The organism is Conyzicola nivalis, assembly GCF_040548875.1.
Taxonomy (GTDB): Bacteria; Actinomycetota; Actinomycetes; order Actinomycetales; family Microbacteriaceae; genus Conyzicola; species Conyzicola nivalis_A.
Genome location: NZ_JBEPSJ010000001.1, coordinates 1,405,085 through 1,429,252, shown reverse-complemented (window position 1 = coordinate 1,429,252; position 24,168 = coordinate 1,405,085). Strand labels below are relative to the sequence as shown.

The 24,168-nt window shown below is 69.4% G+C and carries 23 protein-coding genes, 2 pseudogenes and 1 riboswitch; of the genes and pseudogenes, 12 read left to right on the top strand and 13 right to left on the bottom strand.

The genetic code is table 11. The annotated features are described in order from the left end of the window. Positions 1 to 7 precede the first annotated feature (7 nt). The 3 genes from ABIE21_RS06985 to ABIE21_RS06975 all read left to right on the top strand — a co-directional run bounded on the left by ABIE21_RS06985 (position 8) and on the right by ABIE21_RS06975 (position 1,734). On the top strand, positions 8 to 292 hold the full coding sequence (locus tag ABIE21_RS06985) for a hypothetical protein (protein WP_354024050.1): 285 nt from the start codon (positions 8 to 10) through the stop codon (positions 290 to 292). 3 nt (positions 293 to 295) lie between these two features. Then, positions 296 to 1,135 (top strand): DUF3097 domain-containing protein, encoded by an 840-nt coding sequence (locus ABIE21_RS06980; RefSeq protein WP_354024049.1) that lies wholly within the window; start codon positions 296 to 298, stop codon positions 1,133 to 1,135. 80 nt (positions 1,136 to 1,215) lie between these two features. Further along, the gene (locus ABIE21_RS06975; RefSeq protein ID WP_354024048.1) at positions 1,216 to 1,734 is read left to right on the top strand and encodes a PaaI family thioesterase; all 519 of its coding nucleotides are present in this window, start codon (positions 1,216 to 1,218) and stop codon (positions 1,732 to 1,734) included. Positions 1,735 to 1,737: 3 nt separating this feature from the next. Here ABIE21_RS06975 and ABIE21_RS06970 read toward each other — a convergent pair whose 3' ends face one another. The 8 genes from ABIE21_RS06970 to ABIE21_RS06935 all read right to left on the bottom strand — a co-directional run bounded on the left by ABIE21_RS06970 (position 1,738) and on the right by ABIE21_RS06935 (position 7,507). Then, positions 1,738 to 2,178, bottom strand: a complete 441-nt coding sequence (locus ABIE21_RS06970; RefSeq protein ID WP_354024047.1) for a hypothetical protein — start codon at positions 2,176 to 2,178, stop codon at positions 1,738 to 1,740. 24 nt (positions 2,179 to 2,202) lie between these two features. After that, positions 2,203 to 3,909: a long-chain-fatty-acid--CoA ligase gene (locus tag ABIE21_RS06965; protein ID WP_354024046.1), complete on the bottom strand. Its 1,707-nt coding sequence runs from the start codon at positions 3,907 to 3,909 to the stop codon at positions 2,203 to 2,205. Between the two features lie 19 nt (positions 3,910 to 3,928). Then, positions 3,929 to 4,150, bottom strand: coding sequence for a hypothetical protein (locus ABIE21_RS06960; RefSeq protein ID WP_354024045.1), 222 nt, complete (start codon positions 4,148 to 4,150; stop codon positions 3,929 to 3,931). 135 nt (positions 4,151 to 4,285) lie between these two features. After that, positions 4,286 to 4,615, bottom strand: coding sequence for a DUF7882 family protein (locus ABIE21_RS06955; RefSeq protein WP_436232308.1), 330 nt, complete (start codon positions 4,613 to 4,615; stop codon positions 4,286 to 4,288). 87 nt (positions 4,616 to 4,702) lie between these two features. Then, a complete protein-coding gene (locus ABIE21_RS06950; protein WP_354024043.1) occupies positions 4,703 to 4,972 on the bottom strand; it encodes a hypothetical protein in 270 nt (89 codons plus the stop codon). A gap of 118 nt (positions 4,973 to 5,090) precedes the next feature. Then, positions 5,091 to 5,660: a TIGR03086 family metal-binding protein gene (locus ABIE21_RS06945; protein WP_354024042.1), complete on the bottom strand. Its 570-nt coding sequence runs from the start codon at positions 5,658 to 5,660 to the stop codon at positions 5,091 to 5,093. 92 nt (positions 5,661 to 5,752) lie between these two features. Then, positions 5,753 to 6,862: an Rv2578c family radical SAM protein gene (locus tag ABIE21_RS06940; protein WP_354024041.1), complete on the bottom strand. Its 1,110-nt coding sequence runs from the start codon at positions 6,860 to 6,862 to the stop codon at positions 5,753 to 5,755. Between the two features lie 87 nt (positions 6,863 to 6,949). After that, positions 6,950 to 7,507, bottom strand: a complete 558-nt coding sequence (locus ABIE21_RS06935) for a YceI family protein (protein ID WP_354024040.1) — start codon at positions 7,505 to 7,507, stop codon at positions 6,950 to 6,952. Positions 7,508 to 7,643: 136 nt separating this feature from the next. Between ABIE21_RS06935 and ABIE21_RS06930 the strand changes: the two genes are divergently transcribed. Further along, positions 7,644 to 8,138 (top strand): GNAT family N-acetyltransferase, encoded by a 495-nt coding sequence (locus tag ABIE21_RS06930; protein WP_354024039.1) that lies wholly within the window; start codon positions 7,644 to 7,646, stop codon positions 8,136 to 8,138. Between the two features lie 41 nt (positions 8,139 to 8,179). Here ABIE21_RS06930 and treZ read toward each other — a convergent pair whose 3' ends face one another. The 3 genes from treZ to glgX are packed head-to-tail and all read right to left on the bottom strand — an operon-like array spanning position 8,180 to position 14,441. Next, on the bottom strand, positions 8,180 to 9,892 hold the full coding sequence (gene treZ / locus ABIE21_RS06925; RefSeq protein ID WP_354024038.1) for a malto-oligosyltrehalose trehalohydrolase: 1,713 nt from the start codon (positions 9,890 to 9,892) through the stop codon (positions 8,180 to 8,182). Then, positions 9,892 to 12,225: a malto-oligosyltrehalose synthase gene (treY, locus tag ABIE21_RS06920; RefSeq protein WP_354024037.1), complete on the bottom strand. Its 2,334-nt coding sequence runs from the start codon at positions 12,223 to 12,225 to the stop codon at positions 9,892 to 9,894. Before treY ends, treZ begins: the two co-directional genes overlap by 1 nt. 11 nt (positions 12,226 to 12,236) lie before the next feature. Then, positions 12,237 to 14,441 carry a glycogen debranching protein GlgX gene (gene glgX / locus ABIE21_RS06915; protein ID WP_354024036.1) on the bottom strand — a complete coding sequence of 735 codons (2,205 nt, stop codon included), beginning with the start codon at positions 14,439 to 14,441 and terminating at the stop codon, positions 12,237 to 12,239. Positions 14,442 to 14,561: 120 nt separating this feature from the next. Here glgX and ABIE21_RS06910 point away from each other — a divergent pair, with 120 nt between their 5' ends. The 3 genes and pseudogenes from ABIE21_RS06910 to ABIE21_RS18350 form a co-directional block, all read left to right on the top strand. Next, positions 14,562 to 15,098: a DUF1697 domain-containing protein gene (locus ABIE21_RS06910; protein ID WP_354024035.1), complete on the top strand. Its 537-nt coding sequence runs from the start codon at positions 14,562 to 14,564 to the stop codon at positions 15,096 to 15,098. A gap of 46 nt (positions 15,099 to 15,144) precedes the next feature. After that, positions 15,145 to 15,381: pseudogene (locus tag ABIE21_RS18355) on the top strand (DivIVA domain-containing protein); the annotation flags it as partial. A 255-nt stretch (positions 15,382 to 15,636) separates the two neighbouring features. Beyond that, positions 15,637 to 15,798, top strand: a pseudogene (locus ABIE21_RS18350) (DivIVA domain-containing protein); the annotation flags it as partial. A 306-nt stretch (positions 15,799 to 16,104) separates the two neighbouring features. Here the strand turns inward: ABIE21_RS18350 and ABIE21_RS06900 are convergent. Beyond that, positions 16,105 to 16,755 (bottom strand): response regulator transcription factor, encoded by a 651-nt coding sequence (locus tag ABIE21_RS06900; RefSeq protein WP_354024033.1) that lies wholly within the window; start codon positions 16,753 to 16,755, stop codon positions 16,105 to 16,107. Continuing rightward, a complete protein-coding gene (locus tag ABIE21_RS06895) occupies positions 16,752 to 18,452 on the bottom strand; it encodes a GAF domain-containing sensor histidine kinase (protein WP_354024032.1) in 1,701 nt (566 codons plus the stop codon). The genes ABIE21_RS06900 and ABIE21_RS06895 overlap by 4 nt, the downstream gene beginning before the upstream one ends. A gap of 80 nt (positions 18,453 to 18,532) precedes the next feature. On the opposite strand from ABIE21_RS06895, the gene ABIE21_RS06890 reads away from it, so the two are divergent. From ABIE21_RS06890 to ABIE21_RS06870, 5 genes are all read left to right on the top strand, one after another. After that, the gene (locus tag ABIE21_RS06890) at positions 18,533 to 19,606 is read left to right on the top strand and encodes a zinc-ribbon domain-containing protein (protein ID WP_354024031.1); all 1,074 of its coding nucleotides are present in this window, start codon (positions 18,533 to 18,535) and stop codon (positions 19,604 to 19,606) included. A gap of 26 nt (positions 19,607 to 19,632) precedes the next feature. Further along, positions 19,633 to 19,734, top strand: a riboswitch (TPP riboswitch). A 36-nt stretch (positions 19,735 to 19,770) separates the two neighbouring features. Continuing rightward, entirely contained in the window at positions 19,771 to 20,850 is a 1,080-nt protein-coding gene (locus ABIE21_RS06885; protein WP_354024030.1) for a thiamine ABC transporter substrate-binding protein, read from the top strand. Beyond that, complete coding sequence (locus ABIE21_RS06880) at positions 20,847 to 22,514, top strand: ABC transporter permease (protein WP_436232307.1); 1,668 nt, start codon at positions 20,847 to 20,849, stop codon at positions 22,512 to 22,514. Before ABIE21_RS06885 ends, ABIE21_RS06880 begins: the two co-directional genes overlap by 4 nt. Next, entirely contained in the window at positions 22,514 to 23,563 is a 1,050-nt protein-coding gene (locus ABIE21_RS06875) for an ABC transporter ATP-binding protein (protein WP_354024029.1), read from the top strand. The genes ABIE21_RS06880 and ABIE21_RS06875 overlap by 1 nt, the downstream gene beginning before the upstream one ends. Further along, entirely contained in the window at positions 23,560 to 24,087 is a 528-nt protein-coding gene (locus ABIE21_RS06870) for an ATP-binding protein (RefSeq protein WP_354024028.1), read from the top strand. Before ABIE21_RS06875 ends, ABIE21_RS06870 begins: the two co-directional genes overlap by 4 nt. The last annotated feature ends 81 nt before the right edge of the window (positions 24,088 to 24,168 follow it).

Below are 24,168 nucleotides of genomic sequence, written 5' to 3'. Positions count from 1 at the left end.
TGGAGTCATGACAACTCCGATTCAGGACCACGATTTCGGCATCGGCGCTCAGGTGTACGTCGAGGGGCTGTCGTCCGACGACCCTGCGCCCTGGCCCGACGAGCCGAGCGGCGTCATCGTCGGCTCCGGCGGAGCGGCCATCCAGAACGTCACCAACTCGGGCGGACCCACCCGCATGTGGGTCGTGCAGTTCGACTCCCCGCAGACCCACCTCGACGGCACGGGCGGGCACACCAGCGCCCAGGTGCACGAGAAGTATCTGCACCTCGCACCGCCCGTCGACGCGGCGTAGCCGGTGACGCACGACCGCTACGGCAGCGACCCGCTCGCCGGATTCACCAAGCGCCCCGTTCTCGCCGCAGCCCCCACCGTCGCGGCAGCCCGCGACCTCGTGCTCGAGCATGCGGCGACCGGATTCGTCGGCGCCGTCGTGCGCATCGAGAGCGGCAGCGTCGAGCTCGAAGACCGCCACGGTAAGATCCGCGCCTTCCCGCTCGGCGGCGGGTTCCTCGTCGACGGACAGCGGGTGACCCTCGGGCCGCCCGTGAAGAAGGCGGCCGGCCCCCAGCGCACGGCGTCGGGATCGTTCAAGGTCGCGGATGCCGCGGCTCGAGTAGCCCTCCCGAGCCGCATCTACGTCGAGGGCCGTCACGATGCGGAGCTCGTCGAGAAGGTGTGGGGCGACGACCTCCGGGTCGAGGGCGTCGTCGTCGAGTACCTCGAGGGCGTCGACGACCTCGAGAACCTGGTCGCGCAGTTCGGGCCCACGAAGTCCCGGAAGCTCGGGGTGCTGGTCGACCACCTGGTCACCAACTCGAAGGAGAGCCGCATCGCCGAGGCCGTGGCGCGCGGTCCGCACGGCGCCCACGTTCTGGTGGTGGGGCATCCGTATATCGACATCTGGCAGTCGGTGAAGCCGGCCAGGCTGGGGCTCGAGGCATGGCCCGTCATCCCGCGCGGCATCGAGTGGAAGCACGGCATCTGCGAGGCGCTCGGCTGGCCGCACGACGAGCAGGCCGACATCGCGCGGGCGTGGAAGCGGATCCTCGGACAGGTGCGCTCGTACGCCGACCTCGAGCCGGTGCTGCTCGGCAGGGTCGAGCAGCTCATCGACTTTGTCACTGATCCCCAGTAGCCGCAGCGCGAGCGGATGCCGCACAGTGGGGTTGGCACAGTGAACTGGCCACAGCCGTTCGAGCGGCGCGACACTGGGGCATGACCTCAGCGCAGAACGACGCCGTACGCACCCGCACGATCGAATGGCAGGACCCGATGATCGGCGCGGCTCGAGCCGCCACCATGCCGGGACTCGACTACCTGCAGGCCATGATCGACGGGGAGATCCCTCCTCCGCCGATCATCAGCGTGATGGACATGACACTCGTCTCGGTGGGGAAGGGCACGGCCACGTTCACCTGCCAGCCGAACGAGTCGCACTACAACCCGATCGGCTCGGTGCACGGCGGCTTCGTCTGCACCGCGCTGGACTCGGCCGCCGGCTGCGCCGTGCAGACGACGCTCCCGGCGGGCGTCGGCTACACGTCGCTCGAGATCAAGGTCAGCTACCTCCGCGCCGTGAGCGCGACGACCGGCCCGCTCACGGTCGTCGGCACCGTGATCAAGCCGGGCTCGCGCGTGGCGTTCGCCGACGCCGTCGTGACCGACGGCGAGGGTCGCGTGGTGGCGACCGCGACCAGCACCCTCCTGGTCTTCCCCATCCCCGCCGCGGGCTGAGCGTCAGGACTGGCCGCTGGGGCCGTTCATCGACAGCCAGCGGCCGGGTCGGACGACCCAGGCGACGACCGAGATCAGACCGGCGACGATGAGCGCGCCGACCCCTGCGACGAAGAGCGTGCTCAGCAGGTCGATGGCCTCCTGCGACGGGACGTCGGCGAGCGTGTTGTTCGCGAGGCCGAGCAGGTGCAGGTAGATCGCGCTGTTGACGACCCAGAAGATCAGGATGCCCGCCACGATCCACACCAGTTCCGGTTTGCGGGTCGTGATGGTCGTCGCGATCCCGCCGACCACGATCGCGACCACGAAGAGGGCGGGGGCGACGATCGCGAGCACGCCGGGAACCAGCATGCCGACGATGCCGGCGACGAGTCCGAGAGCGATCGTGGCGAGGGCCCAGCGCCACAGCCGGGAGGCGCGTTCTCGCGGGGTTCGCTTCATCACCCGCCCAGTGTACGGGCGCACGGCCTACAGCTCTGACTCGAGCAGACGCTCGCGCACCTGGCGCCGCAGCACCTTGCCGATGAGCGACTTGGGCAGCTCGTCGACGACGACGATGCGCTTGGGCACCTTGTACGGGGTGAGGTTCTCGCGCACGAACGCGCGCGCCGCCTCCTCGTTGAGGGCGGTGCCCGGCTCGAGGACCACGGCCGCGACGACCGCTTCTCCGCTGTGGCCGTCGGGAAGGCCGACCACGGCGGCATCCGCGATGCCACGGAAGCCGCGCAGGCACTCCTCGACCTCGCTCGGCGCGACGTTGAACCCGCCGGTGATGATGAGCTCCTTGATTCGGTCGACGATCGTGACGAAGCCGTCGGCGTCGATGCTCACGATGTCGCCGGTACGGAACCAGGCCGCGCCGTCGTCTGCGGCGTCGACGAACACGGCGGCGGTCTCCTCCGGCTTGCGCCAGTATCCGCTGAAGACCTGCGGTCCGCGGACGAGGAGTTCGCCGGCGACTCCCGGCGCCCGGTCGACGGTCGGGTTCTCGGGGTCGACGACGCGTGCCTCGGTGTTCGGCAGGGGGAGGCCCACGGTCCCCGCACGGCGGGCGGGATCTACCGGATTGGCCATCACCACGGGCGAGGTCTCGGAGAGGCCGTAGCCCTCGACGAGGTAGCCGCCGGTCTCGGCCTCCCACGGTTCGACGACGGCCGCCGACAGGGGCATCGCGCCGGAGATGGAGATCTGGATGCCGGCGAGGGAGACGCCCTTCTCCTTCGCCGCCTTGGTGAGGCGCTCGTAGATGGGGGGCACAGCGGGCAGGAAGGTGGCGGGCCGCTTCTTGACCACGGCCAGCACCAGGTCGGGGTCGAACTTCGGGAAGAGCACGAGACGGGAGCCCATGCTCATCGCGAAGGTGAGGCAGAGGGTGAGCCCGTAGGCGTGGAACATGGGCAGCACGGCGTAGACGACGGCGGTTCCGCGGGGGACGGTGGGCGTCCAGGCGCGGGACTGGGCGGCGTTGGTGGTGAGGTTGACGTGGGTCAGGGTCGCGCCCTTGGGGCTGCCCGTGGTGCCGCTCGTGTACTGCAGCAGGGCGACGTCGGTCGCGACGGGGCGCACCACGGAGTCCTTCACGGGGGAGTGGCCGACGAGGTCCTTCCACGGGATGGTGCCGCGCACCTTCGAGGTGAGCGCGGAACGCGACTCGCGCGCCTTCGCGATGGGCAGGCGCAGCAGCGAGCGCGTGACCAGAGGCATTCCGCGGGTGATGTCCACCGACACGATGGTCTCCACCGCGACATCCGCCGGGAACGCCTGGATGGTAGCGACGACCTTGTCCCAGGCGATGACGAACTTCGCGCCGTGGTCCTCGAACTGGTGCCGCAGCTCCCTCGGCGTGTAGAGCGGGTTGTGCTCGACCACGATCGCCCCGAGTCGCAGCACGGCGTAGAACGCCACGATGTGCTGGGGTGCGTTGGGCAGCACGAGAGCGACGGGGTCGCCCTTCTGCACGCCGAGCAGGCGGAGACCCTCGGCGGCGCGGGAGATCTGGTCGCCGAGCTGGGCGTACGTGGTCGTCGCGCCGAAGAACTCGAGGGCGACGTTGTCGGGGAACTCCGACACGGAGCTCTCGACGAGGTCGTAGAGCGACCCCTCCGGGAGGTCGATCTCGTGGGGGACTCCGGGAGCGTAGCTGGCTAGCCAGGGGCGGGGCGTGTAGGTGGTCACCGCACCACTCTATTGAGCGCTACGCCGATCTCACGATTTCGACGGCGCGATCCCACGACAGCGACTGCCCGACCTCGACGGCGTGGCAGATGTCGCTGCCGCTCAACGACACGTACACGCGGCCCACGGTGTGCACGTATCCCAGCGTCTCGTTCGGCGTGAGCACGCTGAACAGCTCGTCGCTGATCATCGCCACGCTCACGTCGGTGGCGTGACGATGGCTCGGTGAAATGAGCGTCATGAGTGCTTGGTCCTCAGTGTCGGGGGGTGCCACCCGATCGGGGGACACTCCAGTGAACCAAGCCCGGTGCCGCCGGTAAAGCGGTTGCGTAGTTCGCGCCCGGCTGTTAGCGGGCGCGCGGTCGGGAGCCTGCGCTCAGATCTGGGATCGGGGTGCCGGGGTGTCGCCGTGCGGCTCGCCGGTGAACTGGAGCCCCTGAGCGGTGTGCGCCGAGAGCGTCAGTATGTCGAGCCACTCGCGGTTGATCGTGACCGGCTTGCTTCCCGAGTATCGGAAGTAGAGGGGGATGGACGAGTCGAGCCAGATGCTGCTCCGGCCGTCGCCGACGCTCGCATCGTCTTTCCAGGAGAAGAAGAAGCTCTCTCGTCGGCGGAGCTTCGCGCCGATCACGAGCTGGAGGTGCGCCATTGCACGATCGTCGAATACCACTTCGATTCCAGATTCTCCGTAGAGTATTTTGCCCATGTCCACTTCCGTCGTGTCTTGACTCCCCTGCGAAAGAGGAGGCCCCATACACCGTCGTACGGGAGGCTGCGCACTTGTAATGGAAGACTAGACCACGAATTTTCCCGTGTGAACTCGCCCCGCGTCATACAGGGTGAAGATTCTCCGGGCCTCGTCGAGGCTGTCGAAAATCACGAGGTCACTGGGGGAGCTCATACGAGTCACCTCGAAGTGCTCGTTCCTCATCTCTATGAATCCGAGTACGGAGAGATGGTCGCTCGCCTTCGCTCGCTTGTCGCATACCCGCCACTCCGTGGCCGAGAGTGCGTCGAGGCGAATGTCCGTCGCCCGAGGGCGTCGATCGAGCTTCGTCTTCATCGTCAAGCCTCCTCGAGTGAGCACAACGCGTGCATATCGTAGGCACGACGGCCGGCGCGATCACAGGGATTGAACGCGCCCGGTGCGGGGGCTATAAACGGAAACTCAGGCCGCTCGATCAGAGCCGGTCGTCTCGCCCGGTGATAGCCAGCAGACGCGACTGGAGCGGCGCGTCGTCGGGCACGGGAACCGGGGAGGCGAACAGCCCGCTCGCCTCGAGCGCCGCCTTCTGTGGCTCGAAGACGGTCCAGACCGCACGCACGAGCTCGTCGTCGAGAGTCTCGTCGGCCCCGATCGCTCTGGCCAGATCCCACGTGTGGATGGTCACGTCTGCGACCTGTTCGCGCAGGTAGTCGTCGACCGTCACGGTGTCGTACGACAGCTGGACGCGCGCGTCGGCGGGGGTGCTGCGCCACGCCGACGTCGCGGCGAGCGAGTACAGCGACCACTCCGCGGCCAGGTCGTCACGCAGCGACTCGATGCTCGCCCTCGCCTGGGCGAGCGACTGGCCTGCGAGCAGGTAGGGCACCCACTGTTGCTCCTCGACGACGTGGGCGACCAGGTCGCGCACGCTCCACTCGGTGTCGGGCGTGGGGGCCGACCAGTCGGAGACCGCGGCCACGCGGCGCGCGAACTCGAGATGCGCCTGGTGCTGGAGCTTGACCCAGTCGAAGTCGGTGGTCGTCACAGTGTTCTCCCTCGGTGAAGCGGCCGCGCAGCCGTCGGTGCTCCGCATTCCTAAGCCAACGCCGACCGGGGGCGCATTCATTCCATGGCGGGTCAGAACAGCGTGGCCTCTCCGATCGCCCTGATGGCGCTCGTGGGCGGGAGCTCCTCTGCGATGAGCGAGGAGACGGGCATCCGCTCGCCCCGGTTATCGAACGACGAACGCACGGCGGTCGTCGCGACCCCGCCCGTCGTCGGGTCTTCACGACCGCGCGTGAGGCCGTGCTTGCGGATGAGCGGCTGGATCTTCTCGGCGAGCCAGGTGCGGTACTCCTTGGGCGCGTAGGAGTTGCGGCCGTAGTACATGAACCGGTATTTCTCGACGAGGTGCGGATGCTCGCGCTCGAGCCACTGCATGTACCACTCTTTCGTTCCGGGGCGCAGGTGCAGGGCCGTGTAGAGCACGCTGGTGGCCCCCGCGGCCTTGATCTGGGCGAGCGCCTCGTCGAGGTGCGCACGGGTGTCGGTGAGGTGGGGGAGGATCGGCATCATAAACACAGAGCAGTCGAGCCCCGCCTCGCGCACGGCGGTCACCGTGGCCAGCCGCGCCCTCGCCGTCGGAGTGCCGGGCTCGACGGACTGCTGCAGCTCGTCGTCGAAGATCGCGATCGACATGGCCAGAGAGACCGGCACGCGTGAGTTGGCCTCGACGAGCAGCGGCAGGTCGCGGCGCAGGAGGGTGCCCTTGGTGAGGATCGAGAACGGGGTGCCCGAGTGGGCGAGCGCGGCGATGACGCCCGGCATCAGGCGGTAGCGGCCCTCGGCGCGCTGGTACGGGTCGGTGTTGGTGCCGAGCGCCACGGCGGGCACCCTGTCGCCCTTCGACCGGAGCTCCTTTGCGAGCACCTCGGCGACGTTGATCTTGACGATGATCTCGTTGTCGAAGTCCTTGCCGGCGTCGAGCTCGAGGTAGGTGTGGGTGTTGCGGGCGAAGCAGTAGACGCAGGAGTGGCTGCAGCCGCGATAGGGATTGATCGTCCACGCGAAGGGCATGGCGTTGCTCGCGCCGGGCACGTGGTTCAGGGCCGACTTGGCGAGCACCTCGTGAAAGGTGATGCCCGCGAACTCGGGAGTCTGCACGCTGCGCACGACGTTGCTCAATCTGGCGAGGCCGCTGAGCGAGTCGCTCTGCACGGTGTCTATCGCCTGGCCGGACCATCTCATGCTGTTAAACCGATCACGCCCCCATTCGAACACATGTTCGAATGGGGGCGCAAGTGCCGCGTGGGTATCTGACGGCGTGGATCGGGGTTACGGCTGGAGGACGACCTGGATCTCGAAGTTGATCGTGACGTCGTTGCCGAGGGTGAGTCCGCCGGCCTCGAGCGCTGCGTTCCAGTTCACGCCGAAGTCGAGGCGGTTGATCTTGGTCGACGCGGAGGCGCCGGCCTTCGTCTGGCCGTAGCCGTCGGTGGTGAAGCCGCCGAGCTCGCCCTCGAGGGTGACGGGCTTGGTGACGCCGCGCAGGGTGAGGTCGCCGTCGATGTAGACGATGTCGCCCTCGGTGCGGATGCCGGTGGAGACGAACTCCATGGTCGGGAACTCGTCGATGGCGAAGAAGTCGCTCGTGCGCAGGTGGCCGTCGCGGTCGGCCTGGTTGGTGTTGACCGATGCCACGTCGATCGTCGCCTTGACGGTCGAGTCGAGGGGGTTCTCGGCGGTGACGACGGTGACGTCGAACTTCTCGAACGAGCCGCGCACCTTGCTGATGGCGAGGTGACGGACGCTGAACGTGATGTCAGAGTGAGTGGGGTCGAGTGCCCACGTGCCGGCTACGTAGCCCGGGATAGTTTCGGCGGCAATGCTCATGGTTATAACTCCAGTGAATCGATGTCCTGAGCACGGCGGTGCCCACAGGTTCATTCAAGCGCATGGACTTCTGCACTATTCCCGATCGGCCGAATAAAGTTTCAGCGACAACTATTTCGGGGGCTAGGGTCGAGGTGTGCTGCACAGAGAACTGACCCCCGCCGACATCGCCCAGCTCGTGGAGCTGAACAACCGGAACGTGCCGGCCGTGTCGCCGAGCGACGCCGTCGGCATGGCCGTCCTGCTCGCCGAGACCGAGACGACCGTGGCCGTCGTCGCCGACGACGATCCGCGCACGGTGCTGGGATTCGCGCTGCTCATGCGCGCCGGGGCCGCCTACGACAGCGAGAACTACCGCTGGTTCGAGGCGCGTGGATCCGACTTCCTGTACGTCGACCGCATCGTCGTGGCCGATTCCATGCAGAACGCCGGTGTCGGCACGGCGCTGTACTCGGCGATCTTCGCCGCCGCGCGTGACCGGGGACTGACCGAGGTCACCTGCGAGGTCAACGTCGAGCCGCCGAATCCCGACTCCATGCGTTTCCACGAGCGGCTCGGCTTCACCGAGGTCGGGCGCCAGTCGACCAAGGGCGACACGATCGTCGTGGCTCTGCTGGCCGCGGCGGTCTAGAGCCGCGGCCGGCAGCGCGACCGGTCAGTGCTTGCGACCGGTCAGTGCTGCAGGATCACCGCGGCGTGGGAGGGCAGAACCAGCGTCGTCCCGTCGAGTCGAGCCGTGGCATCCGTCGACAGCACGACAGTCGCCTCCAGCACCGGCAACGTGACCTCGGAATCGCCGAAGTTCGCGACGATCGAGACGTCGTCGCGTTCGAGCCTGAACCAGCGCAGCTCGTCGTCGAACGATGCGCGCAGGCGTGCGAAGTCCGGGTCGGTGAGCGCCGGCAGCGTGCGTCGCAGGGCGATGAGCTCGCGGTAGAGCGTGAGCAGCCGCGCGTGCTCCTCGCCGGCGAGCTCGCTCCAGTCGAGCTTTGAGCGCTCGAAGGTCTGCGGGTCCTGCGGGTCAGGCACGGTGGCCGGGTCCCACCCCATGGCCGCGAACTCGGCGATGCGGCCCTCGGCGGTGGCGCGTCCGAGGTCGGGCTCGGGATGCGACGTGAAGAACTGCCACGGGGTGGAAGCACCCCATTCCTCGCCCTGGAACAGCATCGGGGTGTAGGGCGAGCAGAGGGTGAACACCGCGGCGATCGCGAGCTGGCCCGCGTCGAGGGTGGAGGTGAGCCGGTCGCCGGCGGCGCGGTTGCCGATCTGGTCGTGGTCCTGCGAGAAGGTGACGAGCCTCCAGGTCGGGGTGACCGGGTCGATCGGGAAGCCGTGGTCGCGCCCGCGGAACGACGAGAACGTGCCGTCGTGGAAGAAGCCCTTCGTGGCGACCTTCGCGAGGGCGCCGAGAGAGGCGAAGTCGGCGTAGTAGCCGGTCGTCTCGCCGGTGAGCGCCACGTGCAGGGCGTGGTGGTAGTCGTCGCTCCACTGGGAGGCCAGTCCTGTGCCGTTGGCCTCGCGCGGAGCCACCAGGCTCGCGTCGTTGAGGTCGCTCTCGGCGATGAGTGTGAGCGGCCGGCCGACGAATGCGCTGAGCGCGTCGACCTCCTCGGCCATCTCCTTCAGCACGTGGGGCGTGGCGGTGTCGACGAGCGCGTGCACCGCATCGAGCCGCAGGCCGTCGACGTGGTACTCGCCGAGCCACAGCTTCGCGTTGTCGAGGATGTAGCGGCGCACCTCGGCTTCGTCGAGGTTCACGGAGGAGCCCCAGGTGTTGGCACTCTCGGTGTGCAGGTACGGGCCGTACTGCGGCAGGTAGTTGCCGCTCGGTCCGAGATGGTTGTAGACGACGTCCTGGATGACGCCGAGGCCGCGGGCGTGGCAGGCGTCGACGAAGCGCTGGTAGGCGGCCGGGCCGCCGTAGGTCTCCTGCACGGAGTACCAGAGCACCCCGTCGTAACCCCAGTTGTGCGTGCCGTTGAAGCTGTTGACCGGCAGCACCTCGACGAAGTCGATGCCGAGCTCGACGAGGTGGTCGAGTCGCTCGATAGCCGAGTCGAGGGTGCCCTGCGGGGTGAAGGTGCCGATGTGCAGCTCGTAGATCGTGCCGCCGGCGAGCTGCCTGCCCTTCCAGCTCCGGTCGGTCCAGGAGAAGGCGCCCGGGTCGTAGACGGCGCTCAGGCCGTGCACCCCGTCGGGCTGCCGGCGCGACCGCGGGTCGGGCAGCACGGCGCCGCCGTCGATCGAGTAGCCGTAGCGTTCGCCGTCGCGCTGCTCGCGGTCGGTCGACCAGTAGCCCCCCGACGACTCCAGCGGCACGACCTCGCCGTCGATGTTCAATTCGACGGTCGTGGCCGCCGGTGCCCAGACACGGTACGCGGTCATCAGTCCTCCTCAACCGGCGCGAGCAGGGCGACCGGGTACTTCTCGAACAGGTCGGACAGCAGCACGATGCCGCCCGGGTAGCGCCGACCGGTGAGCACGTCGACGAGCGGGCGGCCCGGCAGCACGACGGTCGTGTCTCCCCAGCCCCCCGCGGCGGCGAGGGTGACGGGGAGGCGGGTCGCGAGCGTCACGGCACCTCCGCGGTCGAAGGCGACCGCGTGGCCTGCCCGGGCGCCGAACGCCTCGAGCGGGGCGTAGCGCGTGAACAGCTCGGGCCTGTCGCGGCGCAGGCGGAGGGCGCGCGACGTCACGAGCAGCTTGGCGGCGCCCGTGTCGTCGACGAGCGGATGCGCCCCGGCGTCCACGGCCGCCAGGTACAGGCGGCGGATGTCGTAGTCGACCGGCCGGCGGTTGTCGGGGTCGACCAGACTCGTCTCCCACAGCTCGCTGCCCTGGTAGACGTCGGGCACGCCGGGTGCCGTGAGCTGGATCAGCTTGGCCGAGAGGGAGTTGACCCACCCGGCGTCTTCGACCTCGCCCACGAACGACTCGACGATGCCGCGCACCTCGTGGTTCTCGAAGGCGCTGTCGACGAGCGCGTGCATCCGTCGTTCGAAGTCCTCGTCGGGCGCCGTCCAGGTGGTCGAGTCGCCTGCCTCGCGGGCGGCCTTCTCGGCGTACCCGTGCAGCCGATCGGCGCTCACCGGCCAGGCGCCGACGGTGGCCTCCCACAGCAGGTTCTCCAGCGGTCCGTCGCCGAGGGGTGCGAGCTCGCGCAGCCGACCCAGCGTCTCGGACCAGCGGTCGGGCACCTCGGCGAGAACGGAGATGCGGGCACGCGTGTCCTCGCCGCGCTTGGTGTCGTGGGTCGACAGCGTCGTCATGGATCCGGGCATGCTCGCCTGGCGCTCCGCCTGGCGGCGGTGGAACTCGGCGACGCCGATGCTGAACTCCTCTGGGTCTGCGCCCACCTCCGTTAGCGATCCGAGCCGCGTGTAACGGTAGAACGCGGTGTCTTCGACGCCCTTGGCCATGACCATTCCGGAGGTCTGCTGGAAGCGCACCGCCATCGGTTCCGTGGGGTCGAGGAGCACGGGTAGGAGCCGGTCGATCGTGTCCGCGAGCTCGGGGCGGTGATGCCGGGCGAGCTCGGCGGCCTCGTGCAGGTGACCGGCCCCGCTCGGCAGGTAGGAGCGGTAGACGGGGAAGCAGGCGAGCAGTTCTGCGACCGCGTCGACGACGAGGTCGTGCTCGGTGTGCGGATGGCTCGCGTGGTACTCGCGCTCGAGCCGCCGCACCTCGGAGTTCAGGATTCCGTCGGCGATCGCACGCTTGGTGTCGTGGATGAGGGACTTCCAGTCGACCGGCTGGTCGCTGCCGCGCAGGCCGGAGTCGATCGCGTCGAGCCTGTCGCGGCCGGCGGGGTCGACGAGCACACGGTCGATGTCGGCGAGCGCGTCATATCCGGTCGTTCCCGCGGTGGCCCAGAACGCAGGCAGGCGCTCGTCGCCCTCGAGGATCTTCTCGACCAGCACGTACGTGCCGCCCGTCGCCTCGGCGAGGGTGTCGAGATAGCCGCCCGGGTCGGCGAGGCCGTCGGGGTGGTCGACACGCAGTCCGTCGGCGAGTCCCTCGCGGATCCACCGCAGGATCTCGGCGTGCGACTCGTCGAACACCCACGGCACCTCGACGCGCACCCCGGCGAGGGTGTTCACGGCGAAGAACCGCCGGTAGTTCAGCTCTGAGTCGGCGCGGCGCCAGTCGACGAGCTCGTAGTTCTGGCGCTCGTGCACCTCGCGCGGGCTCGCGCCGTCGTCGGCGGTTCCCGGCGCGAGGGGGTACCGGTTGTCGAAGTAGCGCAGCTCGCCGCCGACGACCGTGAGGTCGTCGTACACGGTCTCGGAGCCCTCCGACGGGTCGCCCAGCACGGGGATGCGCAGCTTTCCTCCGCCGAAGTCCCAGTCGATGTCGAACGCCTCGGCGTACTTCGACTCGCGGCCGTGCATCAACACGTCCCACCACCACGCGTTCTGCGTCGCGTCCGCGACGCCGAGGTGGTTCGGCACGATGTCGACGAGCAGGCCGAGGCCCGCGTCGTGGCAGGCCTTCGACAGCGCGGCGAGACCCTCAGGCCCGCCCCGTGCCGGGTCGACGATGCCGTTGTCGACCACGTCGTAGCCGTGGTTCGAGCCGGTCGCCGAGCGCAGGACGGGGGAGATGTACACCCAGTCCACCCCGAGCGCGCTCACGTAGTCGACCAGCTCGGCGGCCGCGAACAGGGTGAAGTCGGCGGTGATCTGCAGCCGGTAGGTCGAGGACGGGAGCGCGCTCACGGTGGCCATGGTCATACCGCCGGTCGGCCGGGCGTGTTGATCGGCGTCGTCGCGGCGCCGGACATGGCGATCAGAGACGCGGCGACCGAGTTGTCTCCGTCGGGCTCCGGCCCCTTGTACTGGCGCAGGATGAGAGCCGAGACCGCTTGAGCCGTGATGGCCTCGCCGGCCATCCGCGGCTCTGTCGACACCCCGGCACCCGCGGTGTCGACCACGATCTCCCACGCCGTCGCGTACTCGTCCTCGGGGAGTCTGAACTCGACCGAGTCGGTGTGCGCGTTGAGCAGGATGAGGAAGTGGTCGTCGGTGATCGGCTCGCCGCGCATGTCCTTGCCGCGGATGCCGTCGCCGTTGAGGAACACGCCGATCGACCGCCCGAAGCCGGAGTCCCAGTCTTCCGGGGCCATGGCGTTGCCGTCCGGGGCGATCCAGCCGATGTCGGGCAGCGGCTCGCCCTCTCCGCGGCGCACGGGGCGCCCGTCGAAGAAGCGGCTGCGGCGGAACGTCGGGTGGTCCTTGCGCAGGTGCGCGATCGCCGCGACGAACTCCATCAGGGGGGCGTCGGCCTTGTCCCAGTGGATCCAGCTGATCTCGTTGTCCTGGGCGTAGCCGTTGTTGTTGCCGCCCTGGGTGCGGCCGAGCTCGTCGCCGTGCAGCAGCATCGGCACGCCCTGCGAGATGAGCAGCGTGGTGAGGAAATTGCGCTGCTGACGCGAACGCATCTCGAGCACGTGCGGGTCGTCGGTCGGTCCCTCCACCCCGAAGTTGAAGGAGCGGTTGTGCGATTCGCCGTCGTTGTTGTCTTCGCCGTTGGCGTCGTTGTGCTTCTCGTTGTACGACACGAGGTCGGCGAGGGTGAAGCCGTCGTGGGCGGTGACGAAGTTGATGGATGCGACCGGACGACGTCCGGACTGCTCGTACAGGTCGGCGCTTCCGGTGAGGCGCTCGGCGAACTCTCCGAGGGTCGACGGCTCGCCCTTCCAGAAGTCGCGCACGGTGTCGCGGTACTTGCCGTTCCACTCGGTCCACTGCGGCGGGAAGTTGCCCACCTGGTAGCCGCCGGGGCCGACGTCCCACGGCTCGGCGATGAGCTTGACCTGGGAGACGATCGGGTCCTGCTGCACGAGCTCGAAGAAGGTCGACAGCTTGTCGACGTCGTAGAACTCGCGGGCGAGGGTCGACGCGAGGTCGAAGCGGAATCCGTCGACGTGCATCTCGGTCACCCAGTAGCGCAGGCTGTCCATGATGAGCTGCAGCGAGTGCGGGTGGCCGACGTTGAGCGAGTTGCCGGTGCCCGTGTAGTCCATGTAGTACTCGGGGCTGTCGTCGACGTGACGGTAGTAGGCCTTGTCGTCGATGCCGCGCATCGACAGCGTGGGGCCGAGGTGGTTGCCCTCTGCCGTGTGGTTGTAGACCACGTCGAGGATGACCTCGATGCCGGCGTCGTGCAGCGAGCGCACCATGCCCTTGAACTCCTGCACCTGCTGGCCGAGCTCGCCGTTGGAGGCGTAGCCGGAGTGCGGCGCGAAGAAGCCGATGGTGTTGTAGCCCCAGTAGTTCGAGAGGCCCTTGTCGGCCAGGGCCGAGTCGTTGATGAACTGGTGCACCGGCATCAACTCGACGGCGGTGACGCCGAGCTTCTGGAAGTGTTCGATCATCAGCGGATGGGCGACTCCGCCGTAGCTGCCGCGCTGGTCTTCGGGGATGCCCGGGTGCAGCTTCGTGAGGCCCTTCACGTGGGCCTCGTAGATGAAGGTGTCGGAGTAGGGCGTGCGCGGGTGGCGGTCGCCTGCCCAGTCGAAGTAGGGGTTGATGACCACGCCGAGCATGGTGTCCTGGGCCGAGTCCTCGTCGTTGCGCGAGAGCGGGTCGCCGAAGTTGTAGGAGAACACGCTCGAACCCCACTTGATGACGCCGGTCGTGGCCTTCGCGTACGGGTCGAGCAGCAGCTTGTTCGGGTTGCTCCGCTCTCCGTTCACCGGGTCGTACTCGCCGTGCACCCGGTAGCCGTAGCGCTGGCCGGGCTGCACCTGCGGCAGGTATCCGTGCCAGACGAAGGCGTCGACCTCGGTCAGCTCGAAACGGGTCTCGTTCCTGTCGTCGTCGAAGAGGCACAGCTCGACCTTGTGAGCGGATTCGCTGAACACAGCGAAGTTGGTTCCGTTTCCGTCATAAGTCGCACCGAGCGGGTAGGCAGATCCGGGCCAGACAGTCATTTATCCCCTTATTGAGCGTGTGAATCGACCTTTACGATAACCCGCACCCCTGCGAGGTGCCAGACGAGGCCGCCTCTCGCAATCTGTCGCGATGTGTGCAATATGCACTACCTTGTGCGGATGACTTCGACTCGATACGCGGCCCTGATGCGCGGAGTCAACGTGGGCACGACCAAGCGCATCGCGATGGCCGACCTGCGCGCCGCCTTCGAGGCGGAGGGCTTCGGCAACGTGCGCACCCTGCTGCAGAGCGGCAACGTGGTGTTCGACAGCCATGAACCCGTCGACGCCGACCGCATCGAGTCGCTGATCGAGCGTGCGACCGGCTCGCGCCCGCGCGTCGTGCTGCTCGACGCGGCGCGCCTGCGCGAGATCCTCGACGAGAACCCTCTGGCCGAGTTGGCCGACGATCCGTCGCGGCTCCTGATCACGTTCGCCGACGAGGTGCCGGATGGCGCGGCGATCCGTCGCCCGAGCGACGACGAGCTTCTTCCCGAGGTCGTCGTCTTCGGCCGGCATGCCGTCTACCAGTGGCTGCCCCTCGGGGTGAGCCAGTCGCGGCTTCCCGCGGGCTTCGCGAAGGCCCTGGGTGCCACGGCCACCGGGCGCAACCTGCGCACGGTCCAGAAGCTGCTCGCGCTGCTCGAAGAACCCTGAGCGCCTAGGGTGGGGAGCACCTGTCCACGATCGCGCGAGGTGCCGCATGCTCAAGTCCACCGACATCACTACAGCGAGCTTCGCGATCACGAAATTCCGCGAGGGCTACGAGCAGGCGGAGGTCGACGCGCTGCTCGACAGCGCAACGGCGGCGCTCGCCGCGTGGGAGTCGCAGGGTGTGGCGACGCTCTCGTCGGAAGACGTCAACGCGCACAAGTTCCAGACGACGAAGTTCGGCAACGGCTACGACCAGGACCAGGTCGACGACCTGCTCGACCAGCTGGTCGCGGCGCTCGCCGAGCACGAGAGCGCCGTGCCTGAGGCCGCGGAGGTGGCCGTCGCCGCCGAGGTGCCTGAGGTGCCCGCGGTGCGTGCAGCGCCCGAGGTGCCCGCGGTGCGTGCCCCCGCAGCCCCCGCTGCCGCTCCCGCGCTGCTGCGCGCGTCGACCCTGCCCGACAAGAGCTTCACCACGACCCGCTTCAAAGAGGGCTACTCGGTCGCGGGCGTCGACGACTTCCTCGCCGCCGTCCGCGCAGTGATCGCGGACCACGAGAGAGGCACCGAGGGCTCTCCTGCGCTGAGCGGAGACGACGTCGTCAACGTGCGGTTCACCCCCACCAAGTTCAAGCGGGGATACAACCAGGGCGAGGTCGACGACTACCTCGACCAGATCGTCGTCACGCTGCGCCACTACGAGCAGGCCGCCGCCGCGCGCTGACCCCGCCTGTCACTCAGGTCACCACCCCGCTGTCTCGCCGCAGACCAGCGGGGCAAACTTTCGACCTTCCCGGCATCCATAACCGTCGATTGCTTGCCCCGCGGCTCGGACGGCGTCTGCGTCGGGTGCTGAGGGGCAAGCTTTCGACGCTGAGGGCGCCGTTGTGCAGCGGAAGCTTGCCCCGCGGCTCGGACGGCGTCTGCGTCGGGTGCTGAGGGGCAAGCTTTCGACGCTGAGGGCGCCGTTGTGCAGCAGAAGCTTGCCCCGCGGCTCGGCCGGCGCGTTCGGTCAGCGGTCGCGCTTGTGCAGCCACTCGGCGCCGAGCACGGCGGCCTGGGTGCGGCGCTGCATGCCGAGCTTCGACAGGATGCCGCTGACGTTGTTCTTCACCGTCTTCTCCGCGAGGAACAACGTGCCGGCGATCTCGCGGTTCGACATGCCCTCCGCGATCAGCCCGAGGATCTCGGTCTCGCGCGGGGTGAGCAGGCCCAACGGCGAGGCGCCGGTGCCTGGGATGCGCACGCGGTCGAGCACACGCTCGGTGACGGTCGGGTCGAGCAGCGTCTCCCCGGCCGCGACGGTGCGGACGGCGTCGACGAGGCTCGTCGCGCGCACCTCTTTGAGGAGGTAGCCGTCGGCCCCGGCGAGCACCGCGGCGAGCACCGCCTCGTCGTCGTCGAACGAGGTGAGGATGAGGCAGCGGATGCTCGGATCCGCCGACTTGACGTCGCGGCACACGTCGATGCCGCTGCCGTCGGGGAGGCGCCCGTCGAGGATCGCCACCGTGGCGCCCGAGGCGACGATGGCGGCGGCTGCCCCGGTCGCGATGCCGCTCTCGCCGACGACGGCGAAGTCGGGCTCGCCGGAGAGCAGGTCGATGAGCCCGCGGCGCACGATCTCGTGGTCGTCGAGCAGGTACAGCCGAACCGGCGCGGTCACGACGCCACCACCGGAGCCGCCCAGTCGATCGTCGTGCCCGAGGGCGCGCGGGCGGCCGTGGTGAAGCGCCCGCCGCGCACGTTCGCTCGGTGCGCGAGGTTGTCGAGCCCGCTGCGGTGTCCGACCTGGCCGAGGCCGCGACCGTTGTCGGTGACGACGACGCGCACCTCGGTGGCGGAGACCGCGATGGTGATGTCGACCCGCGACGCCTCCGCGTGCCGCACCACGTTGCTGAGCGCCTCCCGGAGGACGGCCGAGACCTCCTCGCCGAGCTCGCTGTCGATGAGCGTGTCGACGGGGCCGCGGAAGTCGAGGGACGAGTCGATGCCCTCGCCCTCGAGGATGGTGCGCACGAGCTGGTTGAGACGCTGCTTCTGGCTGTAGTCGGAGGCGTTGGGCGGCGCGCTCAGCTGGAAGATCGTCTGCCGGATCTGGCGGATCGTCACGTCGATCGCGTCGACCTGCGCCGCGATGCGCGCCGCGACCTGCCCGTTGGCCGATCCGACCACGCTCTGCAGGCCGAGGCCGACCGCGAACAGGCTCTGGATGACGTGGTCGTGCAGGTCGCGGGCGATGCGGTCGCGCTCGTCGGTGAGGGCGACGTGCTCGCGGTTGTTGCGCGCCATGGCGAGCTCGCGCGCGATGGCCACGCTGCGGGCGAACCGTTTGGCCATGCGGCGTTCCGCGACCGTGTACGGGTGCCCGTGCGCGTCGCGGGTGATGACCAGCGCGCCCTCGCGGGTCGCCTCGATGTCGCCCCACGGGATGACCATGGTGGAGCCGATGAGCGCGCTCGCCCAGACCTCGATGTCGCGGAACGCCGCGGGGCGGTCGTCCTTCAGCTCGAGGGCACTGCGCACCCGGTCGGGCAGTGCCGAGATCTCCTCGTCGGCGACCGAGACCGTCGAGTCGGCCAGCGGGCCGAACTTCTGGGCGAACGGCGGGGCGTCGCCGACCGACAGCTCGTCGACGGGGAGCACGAGCCCGACGAACGACGCGTCGGCGAGGCTGAGGATGAGGGAGGCGATCGGTGCGACGTCGCGTTCGCCGAGCTCACCCGAGAGCAGCCGTTGGTTGATCTCCTCGGATGCCGCGATCCAGCGTTGCCCGAGGCGCGCCTCCTCGTACAGCCTGGCATTGGCGATGGCGGAGCCGGCCATGGTGGCGAGCGTCATGATGATCTGCTCGTCGACCTTGTCGAACGAGCCGTTCGCGCTCCCCGTGAGGTAGAGGTTGCCGTAGACGGTGCCGCCGATGCGCACCGGCACACCGAGGAAGCTGTCCATGGGCGGGTGTCCGGCGGGGAATCCGACGGAACGCTCGTCGTGCGAGATGTGGTCGAGCCGGATCGGCGTCGCCTCACTGATGACGGCGCCGAGCAGACCGTGCCCGCTGGGCGGTGCGCCGAGTTCGGCGACGATGCCGTCGCTCATGCCCACGTGGATGAACTCCTCGAGCATGCCATCGGGGGAGATGACGCCGATCGCGCCGTAGCTGGCGTTGACCAGATCGCAGGCGACCTCGACGACGTTGTGCAGGGCGGTCGGAAGCTCGAGGTCGGAGGAGATGGCCTGGGTCGCGGCGACGAGGCGCGCGAGCCGGTCGCGGGCGGCGTCGGGGGACTCGGCACGATGCATGATCTCGCCGACGAGGTCGGTGAGGGAGAGCCCGCCACCTGTCTCGTCGGAAACCGCCATGGGTACAGAGTATTCGAGCTTCCCTGAGCGAGTGCGCACCGGTGTCGGGGGCCGCGGCTATCCTCGCCGCGTGAGGAATCGTGGCTGAGCCGGTCGACGCCTGGTGGGCACGCCGCCAGTGGTCGAAGGCCGCCGCCGTGCCCTATCCGATCGGCTCCTACCGCGACGACTGGGAGCGGTACCCGGTGCTCATCAGGCAGTACCACCCCGATCTCAACGGCGGCATCACCCTCACCCAGATCCCGCCGCTGGCGGAGGTCCTGCTCGTCTGGCAGTGCGACGCCGGCCATGTCTTCGTCGCCACGCCCGAGGAGCAGCGCGCCCGACCAGGACGCGAGCGGAGGCGATCGTCGTGGTGTCCGGACTGCAGCGCGCTCGCGGTGCGCCGCCGGGCGCCGCTGGCCACGGCACCCGAGGGCGTGCTGCCGCCGTACGCCTGCGGGCATCCGCGAGACCCCGACCGCATCGAGGCCGGCGGCGACGACCGCTGCTACCTGTGCCGTCGGCTCGACGGCTCGGCGGTGACTCGAGAGCAGCTGCTCGCGACCGTCACCCCGGGGCAGCGCGACCAGCTCGCTGTCGAGACCGGCACCGCCCGCAAGTACCGCTGGGTGTGCTCGCGCGGGCACGGCACCTGGGAGTCGACGGTCGAGCGCATGCTCGACGGGCGCCGGTGCCGCGTCTGCCGCAACGCCGCAGCGGGTGCCGACCGGGTGCCGGTGGGGGAGGCGTTCCTCAGCGCGCTCGCCCCGAAGCCGGCCTCCCAGGTCGAGGCCGACCTGCGGCAGCGCATCGCCGAGCGCTTCGACTTCGATCTGGGCAACAACGCGATCCGCGTCGCCAAGCCGTTTTTCAACAACCTCGAGATCTGGCCCGACATCGTGGTTCCCGAGCTGCGCGTCGCCATCGAATACGACAGCGTGGGTCGGCACGGGCTCGAGCACGTGGGGCGCCACGAGGAGAAAGACCTCAGAAAAGATCGGATGCTGCGTGCCGTCGGCTGGGAGGTGGTGCGGGTGCGCACGGGCCGGCTGCGTGCGCTCGGTCCCCACGACATCGTCGCCTCATCCGTCTCGCAGCGGCTCATCGAGAGGCTCGACGACGAGCTCGCCGCGATCGCGGGCGAGCTGATGGTGGCGTCGTACCGCAGGTGACCGCCCGGCGGTAGACTGCTCCCGAACACGGGAGTCCGGTGAGCCGGGCTGAGAGGAAGCTAACCGAAGCTTCGACCGTCGAACCTGATCTGGATCATGCCAGCGCAGGGAGGCATTCTCTTCTATCCCGTGCCCTCTTTTCATCGAATGAAAGGGCACGACCAGTGCACACACGCAACACATCCCTGGCCGCGGCGGGCGTTCTGCTCGCCGTCGGTCTCGCCGTCAGCTCGTGCGCGAGCGACGCGGCGCCCGGCGCGAGCCCCGAGACGCTCGTGCTCGTCACGCACGACTCGTTCAATCTGAGCAAGGGCACGCTCGCGGAGTTCACGAAGCAGACCGGCATCGAAGTCGAGGTGCAGGCCCTCGGCGACGCCGGCGAGCTCGTCAACAAGCTCGTGCTCACCAAGGACTCGCCGCTCGGCGACGTCGTCTTCGGCATCGACAACACGTTCGCGACCCGGGCAGTCGACGAGGGAGTGCTCGCCGACTACGCGTCGAAGGACCTGACCGCTGCCGAGGAGCCGTATCTGCTGCCGGCGGGCAGCGGACTCGAGCAGCTGACCCCGATCGACAACGGCGACGTCTGCGTCAACGTCGACCATGAGTGGTTCGCCGAGGCCGGCATCGACGAGCCGACGACCCTCGACGACCTGGTCAAGCCGGAGTACAAAGACCTGTTCGTGGTTCCCGCGGCGAACTCGTCGTCGCCCGGCCTCGCCTTCCTGCTCGCCACGATCGCGGCGTTCGGCGAGGGCGCGCCCGGCGACGGCGGCTGGCAGGACTACTGGACGAAGCTCGTCGACAACGGAGTGAAGATCGACGCCGGCTGGAGCGACGCCTACTACGTCGACTTCTCCGGCCCGTCGAGCGAGGGCGACCGCCCGCTCGTCGTCTCCTACGCGTCGAGCCCGCCGTTCGAGGTGCAGGAGGGCGACACCGAGGCGCCCACCGGTGCGCTGCTCGACACCTGCTTCCGTCAGACGGAGTACGCGGGCGTCGTGGCAGGCACGGAGAACACGGCGGGCGCCGAGAAGCTCGTCGACTTCCTCTTCTCCACGACGGTGCAGAACGACATCCCCGAGAGCATGTACGTGTTTCCGGTGAACGCGGCCGCGACTCTTCCCGAGGGCTGGAGCGACTACGCCGAGATCGCCGAGAACCCGTTCGTGGTCTCGCCCGACGACATCGACAAGGGCCGCGACGCCTGGCTGACCGAGTGGGCGGCGATAGCTACACCGTGACCCGACCGCGGCAGGCACGACCGACACCGGGCACGATCGCAGCGATCGTGCTCGGCGCCGGCGTGCCTCTCGCGTTCGTCGGCGTGTTCTTCGCCTGGCCGGTGCTCGCCATGGTGGGCCGCGGCCTGTTCGTCGACGGAGCGCTCGACCTCGGCGGGTTCTCCGACGTGCTCGCCCGCCCGCGTACCCTGCGGCTCATCGGCCTGACCATCGGGCAGGCGGCGCTCGCCTCGGTCGTCTGCGTGCTCCTCGGCCTTCCGATCGCGCACGTGCTCTACCGTCTCCGCTTCAGGGGACGTCGGATGCTTCGCGCCCTGGTAGTCCTGCCGTTCGTGCTGCCCACGGTGGTGGTGGGCGTCGCCTTCCGCACGCTGCTGCGCGACGGGGGCCTTCTCGGCTCGCTCCGGCTCGACGGCACCTTCGCCGCCATCATGCTCGCCCTCGTCTTCTTCAACGTGGCCGTCGTCGTGCGCACCGTGGGCAACACCTGGGAGGGCCTCGACTCCCGGCAGGAGGAGGCGGCGCGGGTGCTCGGCGCAGGCCCCGTGCGGGTGTGGTTCACCGTCACCCTGCCGCGGCTCGCCCCCGCGATCACGTCGGCAGCATCCATCGTCTTCCTGTTCTGCTCCACCGCCTTCGGGGTCGTGCTCGTGCTCGGCGGCTCCCGCTTCGGCACCATCGAGACGGAGATCTACCTGCTGACCACCCAGTTCCTCGACCTGAGGGCGGCGAGCGTGCTGTCGGTCATGCAGCTCGTCGTCGTCGTGGCACTGCTGCTGCTCGCCGCGCGCGCCCGCGGCCGGCGCACGGCACAGCGCAGGGTCGACGCCGCCGACGCCGTGCACTCGCCGCGGCTCGGCGACGCGCCGGCGATCGCCGTCACGCTGCTCGTCGCCGTCTTCCTCGCCCTGCCGATCGTGTCGCTCGTGCTGCGGTCGCTGCACACGGCCGACGGCTGGGGTCTCGGCAACTACATCGCCCTCGGCGGAACCGGCAGCCGCAACGCACTCGTCGTGCCCGTGTGGGTCGCGCTCGGCAACTCGCTGCAGATCGCCGTGCAGGCCACCGTCATCGCGCTCGTCATCGGCCTCGCCGCGAGCCTCGTGATCTCCCGCCGGCCGCGGTCGCCCGGCCTGCGCCGCGCCCTCGCGGGTTTCGACGGGGCGCTTATGCTCCCGCTCGGCGTCTCCGCCGTCACCGTGGGCTTCGGCTTCCTCATCACGCTCAACCAGCCACCGTTCGACCTGCGTTCCTCGCCGGTGCTCGTGCCGATCGCCCAGGCGCTCGTCGCGCTGCCGCTCGTGGTGCGCACCATCCTGCCCGTGCTCGCCGGCATCGACGGACGGCTGCGCGAGTCTGCCGCCGTGCTCGGCTCGCCGCCGTGGCGGGTGATGCGGGATGTCGACCTCGCCATCGTCGCCCGGCCCGTGCTCGCGGCATCCGGCTTCGCCTTCGCGGTGGCGCTCGGCGAGTTCGGCGCGACCAGCTTTCTCTCGCGGCCCGACCGCCCGACTCTGCCGGTGGTGATCTTCCGGCTCATCGGCCTGCCGGGAGGCGACAACTTCGGGATGGCGCTGGCGGCCTCGGTCGTGCTGGCCGCCGTCACGGTGGCGATCATCGCGCTCGTCGAGAGGCTGCGCGTGGGAACGATGGGAGCATTCTGATGACCGCACTCTCGGTGGAAGGCGTGACGGTGTCGTTCGACGGCACCACGGCCGTCGACGCCGTGACGCTCGACGTCGCGGCGGGGGAGGTGCTCGGTATCCTCGGCCCATCGGGCAGCGGCAAGTCGACCCTGCTGCGTTCGGTCGCAGGGCTGGAACGCCTCGATGCCGGGCGGGTCCGCTGGCACGGTGACGACATCACCGCTCTGCCCGTGCACCGCCGCGGCTTCGCGCTGATGTTCCAAGACGGGCAGCTGTTTCCGCACCGCACCGTCGAAGAGAACATCGCCTACCCGTTGCGCATCGCCGGCGAGCGCGGCGGGTCCGGGCGCGTCGACGAGCTGCTCGAGCTGGTGGGGCTGGCCGGATTCGGCAGGCGACGGGTGACCGAGCTCTCGGGTGGCGAGCAGCAACGCGTCGCCCTCGCACGGTCTCTTGCTGCGCGTCCGCGGATGCTGCTGCTCGACGAGCCGCTCTCGGCGCTCGACCGCGAACTGCGCGAGCGTCTCGCCGGCGACCTGCGCCGCATCCTCGTCGACACGGGCACGACCGCGGTCTTCGTCACCCACGACCAGGACGAGGCCTTCGCCGTCTCCGACCGGGTCGCCGTGATGATCGCGGGGCGGCTCGTGCAGGTCGGCACGCCGGCCGAGGTCTGGCGTCGCCCGGGCTCCGCGCAGATCGCGCGCTTCCTCGGCTACACGACCGTGCTCGAGGGCGCCGCAGCCCGACTTGTCGACCCCGGCGCCTCAGGTGCGATAGCCCTGCGCGCCTCGGCGGTGGTGGTGGCGGATGGCGGGCAGATCACGGCGCGGGTCGTGCGCAGCACCCCCGCCGTCGACGGGGCGCGTGTGCGGCTCGCCGTCGACGAGATCGGCGAGGTCGACGGGGTCGCGGGCGCCGGTCTGCCCGTCGCCGCCGGAGACGTGGTCGGCGTGCGGTTCGACGCTGTCGGCATCGCCCGGCTCGGCAGCTCCCCGCTCGGCGGGGTTGTCGCGTCACGTGGCGTGGCCGACGACAGCCCGCTCGTCGACGGGGCGCGCGCATGAGGGCACCGGTGCTCCTCATCGACGGCCGGTCGGGATCCGGTAAGACCGAGCTCGCCCGCGCGATCGTCGCCGGCGCACCCGACGCCCAGCTCGTGCGCCTCGACGACCTCTACCCCGGCTGGGGCGGCCTCGACGCGGGGAGCCGCATCGCGCACGACGAGATACTCGCGACCGGACACCGTCCGCGCTGGCGCCGCTGGGACTGGGTGACCGGACGGCACGCGGAATGGCACGACCTCGATCCCGACCGCCCGCTCGTCATCGAGGGATGCGGCGCTCTCAGCCTCGACAACCGGGCCCTGGCGAGCTTCGGCATCTGGGTCGCTCTCGACGCGGGACTGCGAAAGTCGCGTGCCCTCGCCCGCGACGGCGACAGCTACGCCCCGCACTGGGACGAGTGGGCTGCGCAGGAGGAGGCGTTCATCACCCGGGAGAATCCGGCCGCGCACGCAGACGCGATCGTCGACGGTCACGACGTCACCGCCGACGTCTCCCGCTGGCGTGCGCTGCTCGACCGTCCGTAATCTAACCGGTCCCACTCCGTCTGTCGCGCCGCGACAGTGCAGTTGTGCCCCGTTTCGACGCCCTCGAGGGTGTACAACTGC

Excerpts from the sequence above, each read along its gene's own strand:
- treZ (WP_354024038.1), bottom strand. The coding sequence starts at position 9,892 with ATGACCGCGTACCGTGTCTGGGCACCGGCGGCCACGACCGTCGAATTG.
- ABIE21_RS06935 (WP_354024040.1), bottom strand. The coding sequence starts at position 7,507 with ATGAGCATTGCCGCCGAAACTATCCCGGGCTACGTAGCCGGCACGTGG.
- ABIE21_RS06975 (WP_354024048.1), top strand. The coding sequence starts at position 1,216 with ATGACCTCAGCGCAGAACGACGCCGTACGCACCCGCACGATCGAATGG.
- ABIE21_RS06985 (WP_354024050.1), top strand. The coding sequence starts at position 8 with ATGACAACTCCGATTCAGGACCACGATTTCGGCATCGGCGCTCAGGTG.
- ABIE21_RS06940 (WP_354024041.1), bottom strand. The coding sequence starts at position 6,862 with ATGAGATGGTCCGGCCAGGCGATAGACACCGTGCAGAGCGACTCGCTC.
- ABIE21_RS06950 (WP_354024043.1), bottom strand. The coding sequence starts at position 4,972 with ATGAAGACGAAGCTCGATCGACGCCCTCGGGCGACGGACATTCGCCTC.
- ABIE21_RS06895 (WP_354024032.1), bottom strand. The coding sequence starts at position 18,452 with ATGGCGGTTTCCGACGAGACAGGTGGCGGGCTCTCCCTCACCGACCTC.
- ABIE21_RS06870 (WP_354024028.1), top strand. The coding sequence starts at position 23,560 with ATGAGGGCACCGGTGCTCCTCATCGACGGCCGGTCGGGATCCGGTAAG.
- glgX (WP_354024036.1), bottom strand. The coding sequence starts at position 14,441 with ATGACTGTCTGGCCCGGATCTGCCTACCCGCTCGGTGCGACTTATGAC.
- ABIE21_RS06875 (WP_354024029.1), top strand. The coding sequence starts at position 22,514 with ATGACCGCACTCTCGGTGGAAGGCGTGACGGTGTCGTTCGACGGCACC.
- ABIE21_RS06955 (WP_436232308.1), bottom strand. The coding sequence starts at position 4,615 with ATGGGCAAAATACTCTACGGAGAATCTGGAATCGAAGTGGTATTCGAC.
- ABIE21_RS06910 (WP_354024035.1), top strand. The coding sequence starts at position 14,562 with ATGACTTCGACTCGATACGCGGCCCTGATGCGCGGAGTCAACGTGGGC.
- ABIE21_RS06960 (WP_354024045.1), bottom strand. The coding sequence starts at position 4,150 with ATGACGCTCATTTCACCGAGCCATCGTCACGCCACCGACGTGAGCGTG.